This window comes from Mesorhizobium sp. M7D.F.Ca.US.004.01.2.1 (assembly GCF_003997785.1).
GTDB classification, from domain to species: Bacteria; Pseudomonadota; Alphaproteobacteria; order Rhizobiales; family Rhizobiaceae; genus Mesorhizobium; species Mesorhizobium loti.
The window spans coordinates 1-14,566 of record NZ_RZRQ01000145.1 but is presented as its reverse complement, the minus strand read 5'-3'; the positions used below and the strand labels follow the sequence as shown (position 1 = coordinate 14,566).

At 63.2% G+C, this 14,566-nt stretch carries 12 protein-coding genes and 1 other RNA gene; 6 read left to right on the top strand and 7 right to left on the bottom strand.

All coding sequences use genetic code 11. The features are described from left to right. On the top strand, positions 1 to 944 hold a 944-nt coding region (locus tag EN993_RS19730), incomplete at its 5' end, for a cystathionine gamma-lyase (RefSeq protein ID WP_127264601.1). Between the two features lie 135 nt (positions 945 to 1,079). Here EN993_RS19730 and rnpB read toward each other — a convergent pair. From rnpB to EN993_RS19705, 5 genes are all read right to left on the bottom strand, one after another. Further along, positions 1,080 to 1,479, bottom strand: an RNA gene (rnpB, locus tag EN993_RS19725) — RNase P RNA component class A. Between the two features lie 50 nt (positions 1,480 to 1,529). Beyond that, positions 1,530 to 2,234, bottom strand: coding sequence for a transglycosylase SLT domain-containing protein (locus EN993_RS19720; protein ID WP_109668276.1), 705 nt, complete (start codon positions 2,232 to 2,234; stop codon positions 1,530 to 1,532). A 208-nt stretch (positions 2,235 to 2,442) separates the two neighbouring features. Beyond that, a complete protein-coding gene (locus EN993_RS19715; protein ID WP_127264600.1) occupies positions 2,443 to 3,198 on the bottom strand; it encodes an N-acetylmuramoyl-L-alanine amidase in 756 nt (251 codons plus the stop codon). Beyond that, positions 3,195 to 3,914, bottom strand: coding sequence for a DnaJ family molecular chaperone (locus EN993_RS19710; protein WP_109668281.1), 720 nt, complete (start codon positions 3,912 to 3,914; stop codon positions 3,195 to 3,197). Before EN993_RS19710 ends, EN993_RS19715 begins: the two co-directional genes overlap by 4 nt. Positions 3,915 to 4,056: 142 nt before the next feature. Then, complete coding sequence (locus tag EN993_RS19705; RefSeq protein WP_109668284.1) at positions 4,057 to 4,317, bottom strand: hypothetical protein; 261 nt, start codon at positions 4,315 to 4,317, stop codon at positions 4,057 to 4,059. 178 nt (positions 4,318 to 4,495) lie between these two features. Between EN993_RS19705 and EN993_RS19700 the strand changes: the two genes are divergently transcribed. From EN993_RS19700 to EN993_RS19690, 3 genes are read left to right on the top strand one after another with little or no spacing between them, the layout of a single operon-like run. Then, positions 4,496 to 8,146, top strand: coding sequence for a hydantoinase B/oxoprolinase family protein (locus EN993_RS19700; protein ID WP_127264599.1), 3,651 nt, complete (start codon positions 4,496 to 4,498; stop codon positions 8,144 to 8,146). Positions 8,147 to 8,177: 31 nt separating this feature from the next. After that, entirely contained in the window at positions 8,178 to 9,476 is a 1,299-nt protein-coding gene (locus tag EN993_RS19695) for a DUF3419 family protein (RefSeq protein ID WP_127264598.1), read from the top strand. Further along, entirely contained in the window at positions 9,473 to 10,156 is a 684-nt protein-coding gene (locus EN993_RS19690; protein WP_127264597.1) for a class I SAM-dependent methyltransferase, read from the top strand. The genes EN993_RS19695 and EN993_RS19690 overlap by 4 nt, the downstream gene beginning before the upstream one ends. Before the next feature lie 4 nt (positions 10,157 to 10,160). Here EN993_RS19690 and EN993_RS19685 read toward each other — a convergent pair whose 3' ends face one another. Next, a complete protein-coding gene (locus EN993_RS19685; RefSeq protein WP_127264596.1) occupies positions 10,161 to 11,105 on the bottom strand; it encodes an NAD(P)-dependent oxidoreductase in 945 nt (314 codons plus the stop codon). An 80-nt stretch (positions 11,106 to 11,185) separates the two neighbouring features. Further along, the gene (locus EN993_RS19680; protein ID WP_127264595.1) at positions 11,186 to 12,565 is read right to left on the bottom strand and encodes a serine hydrolase; all 1,380 of its coding nucleotides are present in this window, start codon (positions 12,563 to 12,565) and stop codon (positions 11,186 to 11,188) included. Positions 12,566 to 12,795: 230 nt separating this feature from the next. On the opposite strand from EN993_RS19680, the gene EN993_RS19675 reads away from it, so the two are divergent. Continuing rightward, a complete protein-coding gene (locus EN993_RS19675; protein ID WP_109668294.1) occupies positions 12,796 to 13,596 on the top strand; it encodes a GH25 family lysozyme in 801 nt (266 codons plus the stop codon). A gap of 247 nt (positions 13,597 to 13,843) precedes the next feature. Next, on the top strand, positions 13,844 to 14,566 hold a 723-nt coding region (locus tag EN993_RS19670; RefSeq protein WP_206532392.1), incomplete at its 3' end, for a lytic transglycosylase domain-containing protein.

The following is a 14,566-nucleotide window of genomic DNA, read 5'->3' as shown; positions in this document are numbered from 1 at the left end:
CGGTTGAACATATGCTGGCTCATCTGGAAGATGCGCCCTGCGTCGCCTTCCCTTCCGGAATGGCGGCAATCTCGGCGGCGTTTTTTGCCGTGCTCAAAGCCGGCGACCGTATCCTGCTGCCTTCGGACGGATACCACACGACAAGGGCGCTGGCCGATCGCTTCCTCAAGCCTCTCGGCATCACCTACGATGTCAGGCCGACTTCGACCTTCCTCGATGGCGGCTTCGATGGCTATCGCGTGGCGTTTGTCGAAACCCCTGCCAATCCGGGGCTGGATATCTGCGACATCGCGGCCGTCGCCGATGCTGTTCACAAAGCCGGCGCGATCCTTGTGGTCGACAACACGACCATGACGCCCTTCGGCCAGCGGCCGCTCGACCATGGCGCCGATATCGTCGTTGCCGCCGACACCAAGGCACCCAATGGCCATTCCGATGTGCTGTTCGGCCATGTCGCCAGCCGCAATGCCGATATCATCGCCGCCGTGACCGGCTGGCGCGAGGTTTCCGGCAGCATTCCCGGGCCGTTCGAAGCCTGGCTAGTGCATCGCGGCCTCGAAACACTGGATGTGCGCTTCGATCGCATGTGCTCGTCGGCGGAAGTCATCGCGCGGCGGCTGCAGGGTCACCGGGCAATCAGCGGCCTGCGTTATCCCGGGCTGGAAGGCGACCCGTCGCACAACCTGGCCCGCGCCCAGATGGAGCGCTTCGGCTTTCTCATCTCTTTCGAGCTTGCCTCGGAGGACAAGGCCGAGGATTTCATCAACAACTGCGAACTGATGCAGGCCGCGACATCCTTCGGCGGCGTCCACACCTCCGCCGAGCGGCGCTTGAAGCGAGGGGATGCGGTTCCCGCTGGTTTCGTTCGCCTCTCGGTCGGCTGCGAGCCGGTGGAAGAGCTCTGGAAGGCGATCGAGACGTCGCTGGACAAGATCAGCGGCTGAAATCGACTAGCGAGCCAGGTCATCGGCCTCAATGTTGCGCTTGCATGGATGGATCGCTGAACAAGCTTGAATCAACAGGCGCGCCCGAGGGCGCAACCTGCTGATCTCAAAATACTTCTCTTCGATATGGAGAGAATTGCCAGCTGGCCTGTAAGCCGGGTTCTGTATGGCCCTCGCCCCTTGCGAGGCGAGAACGTGGCGGCCATTCATCTTGGGCGCATGTTGCCATGCGCCTCACGCAACCTACCCGGACGGTGAGCCGGAAACAGCCCTCGAGGGTTTCCCCTCGCACCGCCCCTATTCGGTCTTGCTCCCGGTGGGGTTTACCGTGCCGCTCCTGTTGCCAGTCGCGCGGTGGGCTCTTACCCCACCCTTTCACCCTTGCCACGGGTAAACCGTGGCGGTTTGCTTTCTGTGGCACTTTCCCTGGGGTCGCCCCCGCCGGCCATTAACCGGCACCGTGTTTCCATGGAGCCCGGACTTTCCTCACCCGCGACCTTTCGGCGTTTGCGGGTGCGGCCGCCCAGCCAGCTGGCAAGGCGTATAAAGGGGTTCACGCCCAAAAACGCAAACGAAAAAGCAGACTTATGCGGGCGATCCAAGCGCAGCCATCTGCACCTTGACCTTGCCGCAATAGGCGGCTGACACCGGGTTCATCCGCGTTGCAGCGTGTCCGGCATTGTATTTCAGAATCGTGCCGCAGGTGGTGCCGCCGCCGAGACTCCGCGCCATGGCAAGGTATTTCATGCCGTATTTGATGTTGGTGTCGGGATCGAACAGGCCCTTGGCGGAACCGTTATAGCCCATCATCCGCGCCGTTGCCGGCTTGATCTGCATCAGGCCGATCTCGCCGGCGCTGCCGACGATGTTGGGCCGGTAGTTGCTCTCGATCTTGATGACCGCCGTGGCGAGCGACACCGGCACGCCTTCGATCGCCGCATAGCGGGCAACGATTGCGGAATACTGACCGCTGCTGGCCACTGCGGCCGTCGACGCCGCAGCGTTCCTGAGGCCAATCGACGCCGTTGCCGTCATGTCGACGGTCTTGCGGCCGCGCTTCGTCTGCCTTTTGGCGGTGGACTTCTTCGCTTTGGACCAGCTTGCCTTTTCCGCTTTGGCGGAAGCCCGCTTCGTCGCCTTGGCGTCGTGGCCTGCCTTGCCGCTTTTGGCGGATACCGCGACAAACCCCTGATCGGCCCGCGGATTGAATGACGCGGCGTTCGCGGAATTGAAGGCAAAAGTCATTACGCCGGCAGCAAGAGCTGCCGTTAAAACGGTCAATTTCTGCATGTGATCCTGTTCTGTCTGGGCTGCGCGAAGATGTTCACGCAGCAACGCCTAATCAATATCGGAACAACCCGGGGGCTGGGGGTTCGACATCTGCACGTCAGCCGTTTGACGTTCGAATTGGTGCCAAACAAGGCCAGGCAAGTCACTTTGAGTGACAGCTTGTAATTTAAGGATTGGAAAGGATTGCTTGGGAGAGGCCTCCCGGAGGTCAGGATCTTATGGAAGCAAGCAGCCTTTGCAGCGTCCGCAGCGTGGAGCCGTCGGCAACACCATCCACCCTGCGCGGCCGGAAATGCCGCTGAAAGGCCTCGACGACGATCTCCGTCTGCCGGTCGAAAATGCCCGATATCTCGACGCCATAGCCGTAGAGCGCCAGCATCGACTGCAACGCCTCGACATCGCCGCCGGTGTCACCGGCCGTCAGCGTGGCCCCCTGTCTTACGGGTGCGGCAGCCACGAGATGGCCGACACCGGCATCGAACAGCGTCCGCCACGGAAACTTCTCGCCCGGATCGACCTTGCGCCCCGGCGCCACGTCGGAGTGCGCCAGCACCCGCTCGGCGGCTATCGAATGCCGCCCGGCGATCCCCCTGCACAGCCCGATCACCGCATCGATCTGCCGCCTGGGGAATCCGGGATAGCCCAGCGAATGTCCCGGATTGACGATCTCGATGCCGACCGAACAGGAATTGATGTCGGCGCGTCCGAACCACGAACTCTTGCCGGCGTGCCAGGCGCGGTCGCTTTCCCTGACCATCTGCACGATGTGGCCGTTCTCATGGACGAGATAATGCGACGAGACCTCGCTCGCCGGATCGCACAGCCACGCTTCGGCTCCGGCGCCGGTCGCCATGCCGGTGTAGTGCAGCACGATCATATCAGGCTTGAGTGTGTCGCGCCGCGGACCAAAATTCGGCGATACCCTGACCTCGACACGTGGCTCGTCGGGCAGGAAGCCGCTCATGCGTGGCGCAGGCCCCGCTCGATCATCTCATAGGCGGCATTGATCGCCGCCACCCTGGTCGTCGCGATCTTGATGAATTCCTGCGGCAGGCCGCGCGCGATCAGCCGATCCGGATGATTGTCGGAAACCAGCTTGCGATAGCGCTTCTTGACCTCTTCGAACGGCTTGCCGCGCTCGATGCCCAGCACGACATAGGGATCCCCGGCGCCGAGATTGACGTGCCGCGCCATGATGCTCTCGTAATGGGCCTCGTCGATGCGGAAAATCTCGGCGATGCGGTGCAGGAAGAGCCCTTCGTGCTCATGCACCAACCCGTCGGCCTTGGCGATGTGGAACAGGCCGTCGAGTATGTCTTCCAGCATCACGCAGTTGGAATGCCCGGAACCGCACATCTGCGCCATCCGCTCGGCATAGGTCTCGAAACCGGCCACGTCGCGCTGGGCGAGATCGAACAGCCGCGCCACATTGCGTGTCTCCTTGGGCGGCACGTCGAAGATTTCCTGGAAGGCGCGCACCTCATCCTGGGTGACGATGCCATCGGCCTTGGCCATCTTGGCCGACAGCGCGATCATCGCCACCGAGAAGGCGACACGCCGGCGCAAATCCGCATCGCCGGAGAAAACCGTGCGCACGGCCTCGACGACATCGGCGACACCCGATGAGGCTGAAGATGAAACGCGGGTGATGAATTCGCCGAGGCGATCCCAAATCGACATGGCCTGCTTCTTAGAGCCACCGCCCCTTGCTATCAAGCCGGGACAGTGCCGCAGGCCTGCTGCGGCCAATGCGCGGACAGCATGAAAAAGGCCGACGTGAGCCGGCCTTTCTCATTCATCACACGAAGTACTGCGTTACTGACTACTGCGCGGGCGCAGGAGCTGGTGTTGCCGGAGCCGGCTCGGCAGGCTTCTCGGGTGTGATGCTCTTCGTGGTCGAGTTATCCGTTGCCGGAGGCGTCGCGGCCGGCGGCGTGGCCTCCGGGGTAGCCGGCTTCATCGGCTGTTCGGCGGCCGGCGGGTTGGTACTCTGGGTGGTGGTGTTATCCGTGCCGCTGTCACTGCAGGCGGCAACGCCAAGCAAGGCCAGCGCGGAAACGGACGCAAGAATGAGCTTTTTCATATCATCTCTCCTTCAACAGACGCTCACGTTCCAGTGAACGCTCGAAGAGGAAATGCATTAGATAGCCATGAGTTTCGTAACGTTGCGTGTCCGCATGTAACATCATGCGCATGGCCGTTGCCGGCCAAGCCATTGCGAACTAACAGATTGCATCGACAAAATGCCGGGAGCATGCCGCATGACCACGAAGTGGGATTTCTGGATCGACCGCGGCGGCACGTTCACCGATGTCATCGGCCGCGACCCGCAGGGCGGGCTGCATCCCCGCAAGCTTCTCTCCGAAAATCCCGAAGCCTATACCGATGCCGCCATCCAGGGCATTCGCGACCTGCTCGGCCTGTCCGCTGGCGACGCGATCCCGCCCGGCCTGATCGGCGACATCAAGATGGGCACCACGGTCGCCACCAATGCGCTGCTGGAGCGCAAGGGTGACCGCGTGCTTTTGCTCATCACCAAGGGCTTTCGCGATGCGCTGAAGATCGCCTACCAGGCGCGCCCGGACATCTTCGCCAAGGAGATCATCCTTCCCGAGCAGCTCTACGAGCGCGTCATCGAAATCAACGAGCGCGTGCGCGCAGACGGCTGCGTCGAACAATTGCTCGACATCGCCGCCTGCCGGCCGGCGATCGAACAGGCCAGGGCCGATGGCATCGACGCCGTGGCCATCGTCTTCATGCATGCCTGGAAATACCCCGACCACGAGAAGGCGGTGGCAAAGGTCTGCCGCAAACTTGGTTTCGGCCAGGTCTCGGTCAGCCATGAGGTCTCGCCGCTGATCAAACTGGTCGGCCGCGGTGACACCACGGTGGTCGACGCCTATCTGTCGCCGATCCTGTCGCGATATGTGCAAAGGGTGGCGGGAGAGTTGGGGATTGTTGGAAGCGGCGCCAGCACTGCCGCCGAGGGACCGCACCAACCTCATCTCATGTTCATGATGTCGTCGGGCGGCCTCACCGCCGCCGACATGTTCCAGGGCAAGGACGCGCTGCTGTCCGGGCCGGCCGGCGGTGTTGTCGGCATGGTCGAGACGGCGAAGCTCGCCGGCTTCAACAAGGTCATCGGCTTCGACATGGGCGGCACCTCCACCGACGTCGCCCACTATGACGGCGAATACGAACGTGCCTTCGACACCGAAGTCGCCGGCGTGCGTATCCGCGCGCCGATGATGCGAATTCATACTGTCGCAGCCGGCGGTGGCTCGATCCTGCACTACGAGGCCGGCCGCTTCCGTGCCGGGCCGGATTCCGCAGGCGCCAATCCCGGCCCTGCCGCCTACCGGCGCGGCGGCCCGCTCGCCGTCACCGATGCCAATGTCATGCTGGGCAAGCTGCAGCCCGATTTCTTCCCGGCCATTTTCGGACCCGGCCAGGACCAGCCGCTCGATGTCGAGACGGTGCGGTCAAAATTCGCCGTGCTGGCCGCCGAAATCGGCGACAGCCGTACGCCCGAGGCTGTCGCCGAAGGGTTCGTCACCATTGCCGTTGAGAATATGGCCAACGCCATCAAGAAGATTTCCGTCCAGCGCGGCTATGATGTCACCGAATATCTCCTGAACTGTTTCGGTGGCGCTGGCGGCCAGCACGCCTGCCTGGTCGCCGACGCGCTCGGCATGGAGGCGGTGCTGATCCATCCCTTCTCCGGCCTGCTGTCGGCCTATGGCATCGGCCTGTCCTCGGTCTTTGCCTCGCGCCAGCAGGCGCTGCTCAAGCCGCTTGCCGAAGAGTCCAGAACGGAGATCGGCAACCTCATTGCCATCTTGAGAAAAGCAGTCATCTCCGAACTCTCAGCGCAAGGCATCGCCGAGGATACGGTCGCCGCCAAGCCGGTGCTGCACATTCGCTATGACGGCACCGACACGACGCTGCCGGTGAATTTCGAGGCGGACTCGATTTTCCAGGCCAAGCGCGATTTCGAAATCGCCCACAAGGCGCAGTTCGGTTTCGTCTATGACGACAAGCCGATGATCGTCGAGACCGTCGGCGTCGAAGGCACCGACACCGGCGGCACCGGCCGCGACGAAACTGAATCGCAAACCGAAGACCTTGCCGTAAGTTCTTCGCAGACCCGCGAAATCTTCACCGAGGGTGAATGGCGCGCTTCCGGCATCTTCCGCCGCGAGGCGCTGAAGCCGGGAAACAGGGTAGCGGGTCCTGCCTTGATCATCGAGCCGAACCAGACAATTGCCATCGAGCCGGGCTGGCAGGCCGAAATCACCGCCAGGAACCATGTGCTCCTGCGCCGCGTCGAGAAAAAGCGCCGGCAGGCAGCGCTCGGCACCGAGGCCGACCCGGTCATGCTGGAGGTCTTCAACAATTTGTTCATGTCGATCGCCGAGCAGATGGGCGTGACGCTGCAGAACACCGCCTATTCCGTCAACATCAAGGAAAGACTGGATTTCTCCTGCGCCGTCTTCGACCGCACCGGCGCGCTGGTCGCCAACGCGCCGCATATGCCGGTGCATCTGGGCTCCATGGACCGTTCGGTCGAAACCATCATCCGGCTGAATTCCGGCGACATCCACCCCGGCGACGTCTTTGCCCTCAACGCGCCCTACAATGGCGGCACGCATCTGCCCGACATCACCGTGGTGACGCCGGTTTTCGACGATATCAAGCAGCACATCCTCTTCTGGGCCGCCTCGCGCGGCCATCATGCCGATATCGGCGGCACGGCACCCGGCTCGATGACGCCGCTTGCCACCACGGTCGACGAGGAAGGCGTGCTGTTCGACAATTTCCGCATCGTCGATCGTGGAAAATTCCGCGAGAAGGAGCTGGAAACGCTGCTCACCGATCACCGATACCCGGCCCGCAACCCGCACCAGAACATCGCCGACCTCAAGGCGCAGATCGCCGCCAACGAGAAGGGCGTCGCGGAATTGCGTAAGATGGTCACGCATTTCGGCCTTGATGTCGTCGAGGCCTATATGGGCCATGTCCAGGACAATGCCGCCGAAAGCGTGCGCCGCGTGCTGGAGCGGCTGCCCGATAGTTCGCAGTACGAATACCCGACCGACACCGGCCAGGTCATCAAGGTGAAAATCACGGTCGACCGGCAAAAACGCGAGGCGACCGTCGACTTCACCGGCACATCACCGGTCATGAAGAACAATTTCAACGCGCCGGAACCCGTCGCCCGCGCCGCCGTGCTCTATGCCTTCCGCGTCATGGTCGAGGACATGATACCGATGAATGCCGGGTGCCTCAGACCCATCAACATCATCATTCCCGATGGCTGCATGCTGAAACCCGCCTACCCCGCCGCCGTCGTTGCCGGCAATGTCGAGACCTCGCAGCATGTCACCAACGCGCTGTTCGGCGCCATGGGCGCCATGGCCAACGCGCAAGGCACGATGAACAACCTGACCTTCGGCAACAAGATCTACCAGTACTACGAAACGATCTGCTCCGGTTCACCCGCCGGCCAGATGAACTCCGGCCGCGGCTTTGCCGGCACCTCCGGCGTCCACACCCACATGACCAATTCGCGCCTCACCGATCCCGAAGTATTGGAACTGCGCTTTCCCGTAATGCTCGAGGATTTCCACATCCGCGAAGGCTCCGGCGGCAAGGGCAGATGGAGCGCCGGCGACGGCACCAGGCGCACCATCCGCTTCCTCGAAAAGATGGAATGCGCGATCCTGTCCTCGCATCGCAACCGGCCGCCGCAAGGGCTGGATGGCGGCGGTGATGGCGAGGTTGGCTCGACCAAGGTCCGCCGCAAGGACGGCACGATCGACCTGCTGAAAGCCTGCGACCAGACCGTGCTGCAGGCCGGCGATGCCGTCATCCTGACGACACCGACGCCGGGCGGATTTGGAAGGCTGTAAGGAGGCGTCAACAGGCTGTCACCGGCCTGTCATGACCCTGCGCTACCCGCTTGCGGCAAAGCAAATGGGGAATCATCTTGCCATGACGGACGTCTCCGCAGATCTGGTTTTTCGCCGCGGCAAGGAAGTTGGAAAGGCCGTCTACCAGAACCGCCCGCTGTCGAAGGCCGGCATTTCCGAGCGGCTGTTCGCCTTCGTGTTTTCCGGCCTCGTCTATCCACAGATCTGGGAAGACCCCGACGTCGACATGGAGGCGATGCAGCTTGGCCAGGGCCACCGCGTCGTCACCATCGCCTCGGGCGGCTGCAACATCCTGGCCTACCTCACCCGTTCGCCGGCACGGGTCGACGCCGTCGACCTCAACGCCGCGCACATCGCGCTGAACCGCATGAAGCTGGAGGCCGTGCGCCACTTGCCTTCGCAGGGCGATCTGTTCCGCTTCTTCGGCGCCGCCGACACCAGCCACAATTCGGCAGCCTACGACCGTTTCATCGCGCCGCATCTCGATCCGGTCAGCCGCCACTATTGGGAGCGGCGCAACTGGCGGGGTCGCCGGCGCATCGCCGTCTTCGACAGCAATTTCTACCAGACCGGCCTGCTTGGCCTGTTCATCGCCATGGGCCATCGCACGGCAAAGTTCTTCGGCGTCGACCCTGCCGGCATCATGCAGGCTCGCAACGTCGGCGAGCAGCGCCGCTTCTTCTATGAGGAGCTGGCGCCGGTCTTCGACAAGAAGCTGCTGAAATGGGCGACATCGCGCAAGGCTTCGCTGTTCGGCCTCGGCATTCCGCCGGCGCAATACGATTCGCTGATCACCTCCGGTGACGGCACCATGGCCAGTGTGCTGAAAGCCCGGCTGGAAAAGCTTGCTTGCGATTTTCCGTTGGAGAACAACTATTTCGCTTGGCAGGCCTTCGCCCGGCGCTATCCGGATCCCGGCGAGGCCGCCCTGCCCGCCTATCTCGAAAAACAGCATTACGAGACCATCCGCGGCAATGTCGACCGCGTCGCCATCCACCACGCCAATCTGATCGAATTCCTCGCCGGCAAGGACGCCGGCGCGGTCGACCGTTTCGTCCTGCTCGATGCGCAGGACTGGATGACCGATGACCAGCTCAACGCATTGTGGGCGGAAATCACCCGTACGGCGCCCGCCGGCGCCCGCGTCATCTTCCGCACCGCCGCCGAGCCCAGCCTGTTGCCGGGCCGCGTCTCCAGCTCGCTGCTCGACCAGTGGGACTATCAGGACGAGGCTTCACGGGAGTTTTCGGCCCGCGACCGCTCGGCCATCTATGGCGGCTTCCACCTCTATGTGAAGCGCGCGGCATGAGCACCACCGAGCTGCCGGCCAGCCCCGAATTCAAGGCCAGCCATGCCGAACTGATGGACGGCGTCTACCGCTGGCAGCGTCATATCTACGACCTGACCCGCAAATACTACCTGCTCGGCCGCGACCGGCTGATATCAGGGCTCGACGTCCCGGCCGGCGGCACCGTGCTGGAACTCGGCTGCGGCACCGGCCGCAACGTGATCCTGGCCGCGCGTCGCTATCCTGACGCGCGTTATTTCGGCCTCGACATCTCGGCTGAAATGCTGGAGACGGCCGGCGCCGCGATTGCACGCGAAGGCCTGTCCGGCCGCGTCCTGTTGGCTAGGGGTGACGCCACCGACTTTGATGCTAAGGCACTCTTTGGTGTCGAACGCTTCGATCGTGTCTTCGTGTCCTACTCGCTGTCTATGATCCCCGGCTGGGAAAAGACCGTGGCGGCGGCCCTTGCCGCCCTGTCGCCGAGCGGTTCGCTGCACATCGTCGATTTCGGCCAGCAGGAAGGCTTGCCGGGCTGGTTCCGGACCTTGCTGCGCGGCTGGCTGAAAAAGTTCCACGTCGCGCCGCGTGAATCGCTGCGCGAGGTCCTGGAATCGGAATCTCGGCGAACCGGCGCAAGCTTCCGTTTCCGCACGCTTTATCGCGGTTATGCCTGGCTGGCAGTGATCGGCAGGCAAAGGTAAACGGTCATCGAACACCGGTTTTGCCGTCCGCCGCGTGCACGACATCCCACGGCGCCAGCCAGTCTCCCGCCACACGTAACGCGACGTTGGCGTCATCCTCAATGACTTTGCAGACGGTCATTTCCCCGGCGCTGAGACCGTAGCGCTCGCCGGCCAGTTTGAACCGGTCATGGGTCGCACGGGTGAGTTCATTGCGCGTGCCGGTCTCGGTCATCAACTCCTCGATCAGGCCAAGGTCTTTGAGGCAGAGCGCGATCGGAAACGATGGATCGTAGTGGCCGGCGAAGATCGACGGCACATCATGCTGGAGCACAAAACTGTCAGCCGCACCGCCTTTCATGACCCGCCACCAGACCTCCGGTTCCAGTCCTGCCAGCTTGGCGGTCACCATTGCCTCCCCGATGGCAGCGGCATGGATTTTCCAAAGCTGGTTGTTGACCAGCTTTGCCACGTAGCCGTTACCATACGGCCCGACACGCCGCAGTTCGCCCATGGCTTCGATAACCGGCCGCACCGCCTCGACATCGGCATCGGTACCGCCGACGAACATCGGCATGTCGCCGCGGATTGCGGCATCCACCGATCCGGTAACCGGTGCGTCGACCGGACCGCCTCCCTTGGCCTGAAATTCGGCGGCCAAGGCACGCATCAGCTTCGGGCTGCTGGTGGTCATGTCCACCCAGTATTTGCCTGCACACGAAATGGTCAGGAACCCATTTTCGCCACGCACCACCTGCTCGATCTCTCGAGGCCCAAACACCATCGTTACCACGACGTCGCTGCGCTCCAGCACGTCGGCGGGGCTAGTGGCGGGTAGTGCGCCAACCGCCGTCAGCGCATCCATCGACTGCGGACGGATATCGTAAACGACCATCTCAAAACCGGCGCGCCTGATATTGAGCGCAGCATTGCGCCCCATTGTCCCAAGCCCGATAAAACCCACGATCATGATGCATTGCCTCCTGTACCGACACCGAGACTGCACCCTTCGAATGGGCGAGAGATAGCCTGTATGCGAATTGAAAGGTTCTATTTCAGCGCCGTCACCAGCGCTCCCACCATCGTCTGCGGCCGGTAGCCGAGCTTGGCCGGCGTTAGCCCCAGCCGCACCACCACCAGTTGCTCCGAGGGAATGATGGCGACCGTCTGCCCGTCATGTCCCTCCATCCAGTAGGTGTCCTTGGGCAGGCCCGCGGCGACGCCGGCGCCGGGGGTTTCCTCATCGCCCGGGGCCTCGATCCACAACTGGCCCTTGCCGTAGACTTTTGAGGCCGGTGCCGGCTCCCGCATCCAGTCGACGAAGCCGGCCGGTAGGATCTGGTTGCCGTTCCACACCCCGCCTTGCAACAGGAACTGACCGAAGCGCGCCCAGTCATGCGCGGTTGCGTAAAGATAGGACGAGCCGACGAAGGTGCCCTGCTCGTCGGTCTCAAGCACCGCGCTGTGCATGCCCAGCGGCTCGAACAGGGCGGCGCGCGGCCACGTCAGTGCCTTGGCCTTGTCGCCGATCGCGTCCTGCCAGAGGCGCGACAGCATCACCGCCGTGCCGCTCGAATAGGAAAACACCTTGCCCACCTCGGCCGCTAGCGGCTTGGATTCGGCAAAGCCCGCCATGTCGGGTTTGAGGTAGAGCATGCGCGTGACGTCGGCGACGTCGCCATAATCCTCGTTGAACTCCAACCCGCTCGACATCGCCATCATGTCGGCAAGGCTGATCGCGGCGCGGCTATCCGCCTTCCACGGCGCGAACAGCCCCTTGTTGGTGATGGCCATCTTGCCGTCCTTGACCAGCGTACCGACGATGGCGGCGTTCACCGTCTTGGTCATCGACCAGCCGAGCAGCGGCGTCTTGGCGGAAAAGCCGTCGCCATAGCGCTCGGCGACGACGCGGCCATTCTTGACCACCACCACCGCGCGCATGCCGGTGCCGTTCAGCGCCGCATCGTCCAGCAACTTGGCAATCACCGGATCCTGTGATGCCTCGACCCGTTCGCCCTCAGGCCACAGCGCATCCGGGCCGACCGCCGATGGCTCGGCATGGATCGCCGTCCGCCGTACCTTGCCGACATCGCCGTCCGGAACCGATGCACAGCCGAGCCCGTCGCGGGCAACGGCGACGCTCTTGCCGAGGAAGCCAAGCAGGCCGGCCGAGACCGTTCCCCTGTTCTTGTCAACCGAGACCCGCATCAACCGCAGTAGCGGGTGCCCGGGCGCCTGCACGTCGACGGCGAGCACCTCATTGGCGTCGCGACCGGCGATGAAGACGTTCGAACAGACGATCTTGGCCGAATAGCCGGAGCCGACCCGGATCAATTCCGGCGGCGCGATGTAAAGCCAGGCAAAAAGCGCGGCGATCGCCAACACGATCAGGCCAAGCAGCCATTTGACGATCTTGACCACAAACCGCATCTGTTTCCTCCCAGGCTCTCGCCTGAGCCTTATGTCATCGATTTGCCGCCATTGCTTCCGCAAATCATGGTGCTTGTCGAGCGCCGTCAACTGATTATCAACCATGATCGGCGATCACAGGATATGCTGAGCGATGCTGTGGGGCGATCGCTTGGAGGGGGCTCGACCAGGCGGCGGCCATCAGTGCACGGACCCATCAGTGACCGGCTGAATCCGGCTCGGGATTTGCGATGCGTCGTTTTGCGGGCCTCATCATGCTGACGCTGCTTGGCGCCTGCTCGACCGTGGACGATCTCTCGCCGCTGTCGCCATCCGCGTCAAGCAGCCCGACGGTTGCCGTGCGCGCGCCGCGCTTCGCTGATTCCAAACCGCATGAGTGGGAAAGCGGAGCGCCCTGGAACTATGCCGTTCACGGCACCGATGTCTCCAAATACCAGACCTCGGTCGATTGGCCGGCGGCCAGGGCCAGCGGCATCTCCTTCGCCTTCATCAAGGCGACCGAGGGCGGCGACCGTTTCGACGAGTATTTCAACGAGCATTGGGCCCGCACGAAGGCGAACGGCATTCCGCGAGCCGCCTACCATTTCTACTATTTCTGCACCCCGGCTGCGGTGCAGGCGCGCTGGTTCATCCGCAACGTCCCGGTCGATCGCTCGGCAATGCCGCCGGTTCTCGACATGGAATGGAACCCGCAATCGCCGACCTGCAGGCTGCGTCCCGACGCCGCCACGGTGCGCGCGGAGATGACAACCTTCCTTGAAATCGTCGAACGGCACTACGGCAAGAAGCCGATCATCTACACCTCGGTCGACTTCTTCGACGACAACGAACTGTCGAGTTTCCGCGGCTACCCCTACTGGCTGCGCTCCGTCGCCGGCCATCCGCGCGAGAAATATGGCAGCCACCCTTTCACCTTCTGGCAGTACACCGGAACCGGCATCGTTCCGGGCATGACCGGCAAGTCCGACATCAACGTCTTCAATGGTAGCGAAGCCGCCTGGAACAAATGGCTGCGGCAGAACACCCGCTGACACCGGGTTCAACGGCACCGAAGTCGGCTGCAACAAGAGGCTAGGACAGAAGAACCGTTGACACCGGGTCAACGGCAGCGAACCGCCTTCAACAAGAGGCTGCGGCAGAACACCCGTTGACACCAGGCTTGCCGCCTGCTTTTCGACACAGCCAGCGGTAAAGTCTGCAACCGCCGGCACTCCAGAGCTCTGCGCCCCGATGGACGCGCAAGGACGCCCTGGAATTCTGAATGTCGAAAGGAAGCTGATGCGACTGCGTTCTCAAGCCCTCGCGGCGCTGTTCCTGTGCGCCACGGCCTTGCCGGCGATGGCGCAGGAATGCGGCGGCGACTTCGAAGCCTGGAAGCAAAGCGTGGCAGTGGAAGCCAAGGCGGCTGGCGTCGGCCCCGTCGGTCTCGACGCGCTGGAGGATGCCACCATAGACGACAAGGTTCTGGCACGTGACCGCGCCCAGGGCGTCTTCACGCAGACCTTCATCGAATTCTCCAACCGCATGATCTCGGCCTACCGGCTGAAGCAAGGTGCGGCAAACCTGAAGAAATACGCCGATGTCTTCGCCCGCGCCGACCAGCAGTTCGGCGTCCAGGCACCGATCATCGCCGCCTTCTGGGCGCTGGAGACCGACTTCGGCGCCGTGCAGGGCGATTTCCACACGCTGAGCGCCCTGGTGACGCTTTCCCATGATTGCCGCCGCCCGCAACTGTTCCGGCCTCAGTTGATACCGCTTCTGCAACTGATCGATCGCGGCGTGGTGCCGGCCGAGGTCAGGGGGGCCTGGGCTGGCGAGATCGGCCAGACGCAGATCCTGCCGTCCGACTACCTGGCGCGCGGCGTCGACGGCGACGGCGACGGCAAGGTCGATCTGCGCGGCAGCGTGCCGGATGTGATCATGACCACTGCCAACAAGGTGCTGTCGCGTGGCTGGAAACGTGACGAACCCTGGATCCAGGAAGTCCGCGTGCCCGAAGAC